Annotated in this window: 9 protein-coding genes and 1 riboswitch; of the genes, 4 read left to right on the top strand and 5 right to left on the bottom strand. The window is 32.8% G+C overall.

Going from position 1 to position 8,095, the window contains the following annotated elements; all coding sequences use genetic code 11:
• From VK998_RS11285 to tkt, 4 genes are all read right to left on the bottom strand, one after another.
• Window positions 1-656 (bottom strand): hypothetical protein (locus VK998_RS11285; RefSeq protein ID WP_325228363.1); only part of this gene is annotated, 656 nt, incomplete at its 3' end.
• A 265-nt stretch (window positions 657-921) separates the two neighbouring features.
• Entirely contained in the window at window positions 922-1,431 is a 510-nt protein-coding gene (locus tag VK998_RS11280; protein WP_325228360.1) for a hypothetical protein, read from the bottom strand.
• A gap of 4 nt (window positions 1,432-1,435) precedes the next feature.
• Window positions 1,436-1,834 carry a hypothetical protein gene (locus tag VK998_RS11275; protein WP_325228358.1) on the bottom strand — a complete coding sequence of 133 codons (399 nt, stop codon included), beginning with the start codon at window positions 1,832-1,834 and terminating at the stop codon, window positions 1,436-1,438.
• A 97-nt stretch (window positions 1,835-1,931) separates the two neighbouring features.
• A riboswitch (cobalamin riboswitch) is annotated at window positions 1,932-2,105 on the bottom strand.
• Window positions 2,106-2,161: 56 nt separating this feature from the next.
• A complete protein-coding gene (gene tkt, locus VK998_RS11270) occupies window positions 2,162-4,138 on the bottom strand; it encodes a transketolase (protein WP_325228355.1) in 1,977 nt (658 codons plus the stop codon).
• A gap of 157 nt (window positions 4,139-4,295) precedes the next feature.
• Between tkt and VK998_RS11265 the strand changes: the two genes are divergently transcribed.
• From VK998_RS11265 to VK998_RS11250, 4 genes are all read left to right on the top strand, one after another.
• The gene (locus VK998_RS11265) at window positions 4,296-5,540 is read left to right on the top strand and encodes a DNA polymerase Y family protein (protein WP_325228353.1); all 1,245 of its coding nucleotides are present in this window, start codon (window positions 4,296-4,298) and stop codon (window positions 5,538-5,540) included.
• Window positions 5,541-5,552: 12 nt separating this feature from the next.
• Window positions 5,553-5,816 carry a hypothetical protein gene (locus VK998_RS11260; protein ID WP_325228351.1) on the top strand — a complete coding sequence of 88 codons (264 nt, stop codon included), beginning with the start codon at window positions 5,553-5,555 and terminating at the stop codon, window positions 5,814-5,816.
• A 64-nt stretch (window positions 5,817-5,880) separates the two neighbouring features.
• Window positions 5,881-6,117: a hypothetical protein gene (locus VK998_RS11255; protein ID WP_325228349.1), complete on the top strand. Its 237-nt coding sequence runs from the start codon at window positions 5,881-5,883 to the stop codon at window positions 6,115-6,117.
• 214 nt (window positions 6,118-6,331) lie between these two features.
• On the top strand, window positions 6,332-7,162 hold the full coding sequence (locus VK998_RS11250; RefSeq protein WP_325228346.1) for a sigma-70 family RNA polymerase sigma factor: 831 nt from the start codon (window positions 6,332-6,334) through the stop codon (window positions 7,160-7,162).
• On the opposite strand, the gene VK998_RS11245 is transcribed toward VK998_RS11250, so the two are convergent.
• The coding region (locus VK998_RS11245; RefSeq protein ID WP_325228344.1) for a M48 family metallopeptidase at window positions 7,159-8,095 on the bottom strand (937 nt) is incomplete at its 5' end. The genes VK998_RS11250 and VK998_RS11245 overlap by 4 nt on opposite strands.

Genomic DNA, 8,095 nt, shown 5'->3' with positions numbered 1-8,095 from the left:
AGAAGCTCCGGTAGGGACCGACGTAATTGCTCCAACGAAACTGAATAAAGCTTCATTCTGCCAGCAACCGCCGTTTTCATGATTGATTGTTTCTGCCGGCTCAGTTCTTTGAAGCGTACGTCGAGCTCGATCAGTTTGTTCCGGATCGCCTCAAGCTCAGCTTCTTTCCCTCTGAGGTTGTTAATTCTCCGTTCGATGTTCCAGCGTTGGTTTTCAAGATTGGAGATTTCGATTCGAAGCTCTGCCAACTGCTTTTTTATAGCCGCCAGCTTTGCATTTCTCGCCTCAATAGCTTGGCTGGCATGATGAATCGCCGCCCACATATTGCCGTGGACACTCATCAAAACCTGACTACCGAGCCTCATGTTCGCCGTCAGAAGTGTTTCGTAGGACCCTGCGGCAGCTTCGACTGCTAATTCAAGTCCATCGATCGTTTTTAGCTCTTCAATATCGGGAAGATCGGTAATAGACATGGCAGCGAGTTCCGTTTCGCGGAACTGCCCGTTGCCATGATTGACCTGAGGCTCTGTCGGAGGTTGATACGGTTTTTTCTGATCTTCCGGGCTGAAGCGGGGGAACAGCAGAGAGTAGAGAACTCGACTGTGCCGGCCCTCCATATAATAATTAGCTCCAAGAATAACAGCTTTAGTTTTCATTAATCCACCTCATATTCTATTCTATCCACATATTTATAAATATAAACGGTTGTCTTACTTAAATCATTTTAACATATATAATGAAAATTTTACAGAAAAATCAATACCAGTATTATGTAAAACTAGGACAATACGGAGACCACTTAAAAAGTTAGATTGCCATCCTGAATCGAAAGTGAAGAATCTTGATTTTGTGCCATTTATAGATTCTTCGCTAACGCTCAGAATGACAAATTAAGTACTTTTCAGTGGTCTCGGCAACACCTTAGCTTTTATTTGTATAATAAGATTTCTTAAGCCTTGTCAATATATCTATTATTGGCTTAAAAAGAACTAGAATTATTATAAAATTAGAAGTCCCATGAAGTAAGTCAAATAATATACCTCTAATCCAATAAGTCCATCCATAAGCTGCACCATAAAAAAACGATTCTATCACAGCAAAGAAAGCTCCAAAAGTATAGCCAAATATGGCTCCAATGGTTGCATAACCATATTCGGATTTTATCTTTTTCTTCATGAATTCCGTTATTATTATAAGCAAAGGCCAAATAATATAATATACAAGAAACCAAGTAGAAAATCCATATATAAATATTTCAGTAGTTGTAAATACTAAGGATACTAATAAGATTTTTTTATATCCAAATACAATAGTATATACAATAAACAATAAAGTAACAATTTCAACATTAGGTATAAAACTTAAAGCCAACTTCCCTGTTGTTATAGTTGCACTTAGAATCCCTATAAGGGCAATATCTCGTATCTTCATGGCCTTAATAGTTTTTCAATTCAAAAGTATAAACATCTTCATCTATCAGAGGTATTTCTCCTGGACCTGTTAATGCATCTTCGCCATTAATACTTACATGAAAATATTCCTGCTTATTAGGATCTGCAACATAGTCTAGCATTCCTACTACCATAGTACCAAAATCATATTTTTCAAAAGTTATTCCTAGTTCTTCTTGCTTTTCCTCTAATAATTCCAATAAGAATTCATAATCTGTATTATATTCAAAGGTCTTATCCACATCCTCATCTTCATTAATTACGTGGATTGTAACTGCCTTAGCTCCTTCTACTCCTTTAGGGCTTAAAAAAACTTTATAACCAACAAATACCAGCAATGTTACTATTAAAATCGATAAAATCACCTTAAATTTTTTACTCATAATATTTCCTCCTCATCTTCAAATCAAAAAACCTTCCAACTTCAAGTTGAAAGGTTTTGTTTTCTGTATCTACAACCTCTTCATTCCTCGTGAAGTTATCGTTGTGCAAGTATAGGCAGGTCTTCCGGCTTGGTTTATAAAAGTAGTTTGCCTTCCCAGTTTCCCAGTGGCATTATAAACTACTAAAACACTTTACGGCGGCGGGACCGCACAGGAATTTCACCTGTTTCCCTATTAATGCTAAATAGCAACCTATACCATTCTATTAAATTTTCATCTAAATCAATAATACTACAGTTCTAAATACTTAGCAATACCTGTGAAATTTTATTTATCTTCTAATAGCTTTAATGCTTCCTCTACTATTCTATCTACTGTAAATCCAAATCTTTCAAATAATTCATTTCCTGGTGCAGAAGCCCCAAAATCCTTAAGGCCTAAAACCTTTCCATTGCTACCTACATATTTATGCCATCCAAAGGAAGAGGCTGCTTCTACTGCTAATCTATTTGTTATTTCTTTAGGCAATACTTTTTCCTTATATTCTTCAGTTTGTTCTTCGAATATTTCCCAAGAGGGAATACTTACCACTTTGGTACCAATTCCCTTCTCCTTTAATCTATTTGATGCTTCATAAATCAACTGAACTTCAGAACCAGTTCCCATTAGGATTATATCCACTTTTCCATCTTCCTTTAATATATATCCTCCTTTTAAAGCTTCTTTGCCAGTTCCCTTCAAAAGAGGTAACCCTTGTCTTGTAAGTATTAAAGCTGTTGGAGCTTCTTTTGTCAATGCCCTATACCAGGCTGCTGATGTTTCTCTAGCATCAGCTGGTCTAATCGTCGTCATATTTGGCATAGTTCTCAACATAGCCAGATGTTCTATAGGTTGGTGAGTAGGTCCATCTTCTCCTACCCCTATACTGTCATGGGTTAATACATAAGTTACTGGTAGATTCATAAGGGCTGCTAATCTCATTGCGGGTTTCATATAATCGCTAAATACCAAAAAAGTTCCCCCATATACCCTTAACCCACCATGTAAAGCCATTCCATTTAATATGGCTCCCATAGCATGTTCCCTTACTCCAAAGTGGATATTAGAACCAGTATAATCATCAGAAGAAAAAACCTTTCTTTCCTTCATAGCAGTCTTATTAGAAGGTGCTAAATCTGCAGAACCTCCCATTAGATTAGGGATTTTCTCTGCTAATCTATTTATTAATATTCCAGAGGCTTCTCTTGTAGAGACATCTTTTTCAAAACTCCAAAACTCTTCAGATTCTAAATAATCTTTAGGCATTTCTAAATCAATCCACTTTGCTAATTCTTCAGCTAAATCTGGATATTCTTCTTTATAGCTTTTCCATTTTCTCTTACAGTCTTCTTCCGCCTCCATTCCCTTTTCTATCAACTTTTTCATATGTTCTTTGACTTTTTCTGGTACAATAAATTCTTCTTTCTCTTTCCAGCCTAAATAATTTTTCAGCTCTTTTAAATTTTCTTCCCCTAAAGGTTCTCCATGGGCAGAACTTTTTCCTTGTTTTGGGGAACCATAACCTATTTCCGTTTTTATCTCTATTAATGATGGTTTAGAAGTATTTTCCTTAGCTTTTACTATGGTTTCTTCTATCTTTTCTATATCATTCCCATCATCTACTCTGTAAGTTTCCCAACCTAAGGCTTGAAAACGCTTAGGTACATCTTCTGTAAAAGCTAAATCAGTACCTCCCTCTATTGTAATAGAGTTTGAATCATAAAGTACAATAAGTTTCCCTAATCCTAAATGGCCTGCTAAAGAAGCTGCTTCATAACTAATTCCTTCCATTAAGCACCCATCTCCAGAGAGAACATAAGTATAATGATCTATGATATTATGTCCTGGTCTATTAAAGTATGCTGCTAAATGAGCCTCTGCCATGGCCATCCCAACACCATTGGCAAATCCTTGCCCTAAAGGGCCAGTTGTGGCTTCTACTCCTATTGTATGACCATATTCAGGATGGCCAGGAGTTTTACTATCCAATTGTCTAAAGTTTTTTAATTCTTCCTTATCTAGACCATATCCAAATAGATATAATAGAGAATACAATAACATAGACCCATGGCCTGCCGATAAAATAAACCTATCCCTATTAACCCAATTTGGATTTTTAGGGTTATGGCGCATTATCTTTGCCCAAAGAGTATATGCAGCTGGAGCTGCCCCCAAAGGTAAACCTGGATGACCGGATTTAGCCCTTTCTACAGCTTCTGCTGATAAAACCCTTAAGGTATTAATAGTTAATTCATCTATATTCATTTAATCCACTCCTATAATTTAATCTAATTTTCATACTATTATATATATAACCCAAAATCTCGTTAATAATTATATTACCCCTATAATCTTGAAAAATATTAAATTCTTATTTACATCAAACATACGTTCTGTTATAATGGGCCTAGGAGGGATTTTTATGAAACACAGGATTATATTCCATATAGATGTTAATTCTGCCTACCTTTCTTGGGAAGCAGCCTATAGATTACAACATGGAGAAAGTACAGATTTAAGGAATATACCATCAATAGTAGGAGGAGATGAATCCAAAAGGCATGGTATAGTATTGGCTAAATCCATACCTGCAAAAAAGTATGGAATCTTAACAGGAGAAAGCATTTATTCAGCTAAACAAAAATATCCTAATCTAGCCATTATTCCTCCTAATTATGAGAGATATATGAAGGCTAGTAGTTCCATGGTAGATTTATTAGAGGAATATTCTCCCTATATACAAAGATATTCTATTGATGAGGTTTTTTTAGATTATTCTTATGATACTGAACAAAATTTCCTAGACATTGCCTATGAAATAAAGGAAAGAATAAAAAAAGAATTAGGCTTTACGGTTAATATAGGTATAGGTCCTAATAAACTATTGGCTAAAATGGCTTCAGATTTCAAAAAGCCTGATAGAGTACATACTCTATTTCATTACGAGATAGAAAATAAAATGTGGCCATTACCGGTAGATGAATTATTTATGGTAGGCTCTAGAACTAAAAAGAAACTTAACGGGAGAGGTATATTTACTATAGGAGAATTGGCTAAACTGAATAGGGAGTATGTACACTCTTGGTTAAAAAAACCTGGTCTTCTCATATGGGAATATGCCAATGGAATAGAAAATTCCCCTGTAAGAAATATTCCCCTTCCAGTAAAATCTGTAGGCAATTCTACCACCACCTCTTATGATGTAGATAGTAGGAAGGAAAGTTACATGTTTCTATTGGCTCTATCGGAAATGGTAGGCATGAGAATAAGAGATTTAGAACAAAGTGGAAGGGTAATTTCTATATCTTTGAAAAGTCACCAATTTCATTCCTATTCCCATCAAAGAAAACTAGACATACCTATAGATTCTACTAATGTTATATATAAAACTGCTAAGAAACTATTTGATGAAATATGGGAGGGAGAACCCATAAGGCGTTTTTCCGTAAATATATCTGATCTTTCTTCTAATGAATTCTGTCAACTATCCCTATTGGAGGATTATGATCCAAGGGAAGAGATTCTAGATAAAACCATAGATAAAATAAGATATAGATATGGATACAGTTCTGTAATTCGCTCTTGCTTCCTCTACTCTGGTATAAAACCTATTATCGGAGGGGTAGTGGCAGAAGAAGATTATCCTATGATGTCTAGTATTTTTTAGGAGTGATATTATATGAAGATATTGATGAAACCAATAGAAATGATAGCTTGGTTTACTACAAAGGAAAAACCAATTCCCTTAAGATATAGAATTATAGATGAGAACAATATATATAAAGTGATAAAAGTAGATAAGGTTTTATTTGCTGAAGAAGAAAAACTAGCAGGTAACAAGATGATCCTCTATAGATGTCAAAGTACAATCAATAATACTCAGAAAATATATGAATTGAAATATGAAATAAGCACCTATAAATGGTTCCTCTTTAAAATTTAATAATTTTTATTTTTCAGCACATACTAGATAATGAGAAATGTAATACTAAGAGAGGATGAGTCCTATGAAAAATTCAAAAGCTATGGGTGAAATATTAAGTCAGACTAAAAGAATTGATGAAAACAATTGGAACACTAGTCAATATTTAAATAGCATAAATATGCTTCTTACATCTAATGATTTAGGCAAAACAAAGGATGATGGCCTAAGTAAAAAGTTTGAAGAACTCAACAATAAGATAGAGGATATCAATAAATTAACCTCCGATTTATTGGAGGATTTATCTAGAAGACATAATTAAAGTGATGGGAACCCATCACTTTAATTATTATATAATATCTATATCTCATCATAGATTTTTTTACAAATATTCAAAATCAATTTTAATGATCATATCCTTCATCCTTCCTATCTGTTATATAAATTACATAACAATATAAATTTATCTTCAATAGTTTTCTAAAAAGGAAGGATTTTATGAATCCATATAGAATATAATATATTAGGTGATGGAGATGAAAGCTAATCATTTAAAATTTAAGGAAAATAATTTTACTTCCAATGAAGAACTTGTTGCCCTTTATAAGAAGAATAGAGATATAAATATTCGAAATAAAATTATAGTAAATAATATAGGCTTAATATACTCTGCAGCAAGAAAAAGAATGAAAAATCCTACTTGTTTCACATTAGAAGATTTAGTACAAGAAGGGGTTATTGGTATGATGAAAGGTATAGAAAGATTTGATACTACTAGGGATACTAGTTTTTCTACCTATGTATATTATTGGATTATTCAGCAGATGGATAGAGCTTTGATGAATAATGGATATATGGTAAGACTCCCTGCTTATATTTATGAAAAAATTAACAGTCTATCTACAGTAGAAAGCAATTATATGGCTAAAAACGAAGAAATAAATTTAAAAGAGCTATGTAACGAAGCAAATATGACAGAACAAGAATATCTTTTAATTAATTACTACAAAAAAAACTACTCTAACTTTACTTCTCTAAACTCTATTATAAATACAGATTCAGATGAAAATTATGTAGAACTTCAAGATTATATCCCTTGCCAAGATATTTCCATTGAAGATATAATTGTTTCAGAAAGCTTAAAAGAACAATTAATAAAAATACTAAATACATTATCTCCCAAAGAAAAGGAGGTTTTGGAGCTTAGATTCGGTTTAAATGGAAATGATCCCTTAACTCTAGAGGCCATCGGAAATAAATATGATCTGACAAGGGAAAGAATTAGGCAAATTGAAAATAAAGCATTAAAAAAATTAAAAAGACTTAACTTGAGAAAAGGTCTTAAAGATTATCTATTAGAATATTAATATTCAGTAAAAAACTTAATTCTTTCTTCTGCTGTAGGATGGCTATGGTACCATATTTTAAATAATTTACTTGGCCTGGGAATACTTAAATTGCCTTCATATAGTTTTAACATAGTAGATATAGCTGCCTCTTTATTTTTTGTCAATTGTATTTCTATCATATCAGCTTCCCTTTCCATCTGTCTAGAGCTAAAATTGATTATTGGATTTGCGAAAAACATATAGAAGTTTAATACTAAGATAATTAAAGGAATAGAAGCTATATCATATAATCTATTAAATCCAAATACTCCATTGGAATTTATAAGTATCCAATTAGAAGTTCTATATACTAAGTACATTAAAACTACTGAAAACAAACCTCCTAATATGATACTCTTCCAGATATGTCCTTTTATATAATGTCCTATTTCGTGGGCAGTAATAGATAACACCTCATCTTTATCCAACTTTTCCATAGTGGTATCCCATAGCACTATTCTTTTAGATTTAAAAACTCCTGTCATATAAGCGTTCATCTCTTTCGTATCTCTACTTTTATCTACCTTATATATTTCTGCATCCTCTATTTCTGCTTTTCTCAAAAGTTGTTTTATTTCTTTTCCTAATTCTTCATCTTCTATGGATGTATATTTATTAAATATAGGATCTATATACATAGGAGAGATAAAAATTATAAAAGCAAAAACAGGTATAGATAATAACCCTAAATATAGCCACCATCTGGTAGGGTTTCTATATATTAAATAATAAGGAAACCCTATGAATATGGAAAATACTACTGTATTTAAGGCAAAACTTTTAAATGTCAACTCTAACCATCTAAATAGGGTTTGGTTGGATAGATCATATCTATGTTTTAAAATAAATTCCCCATAAAAACTAGTAGGTAGTGAAATCAATAAATCAATTATTGAAAATAATATTACATAG

The sequence above is a fragment of the Schnuerera sp. genome, assembly GCF_035459645.1.
Classification (GTDB): domain Bacteria; phylum Bacillota; class Clostridia; order Tissierellales; family Tepidimicrobiaceae; genus Schnuerera.
This window is presented reverse-complemented; position numbering and strand designations above follow the sequence as displayed.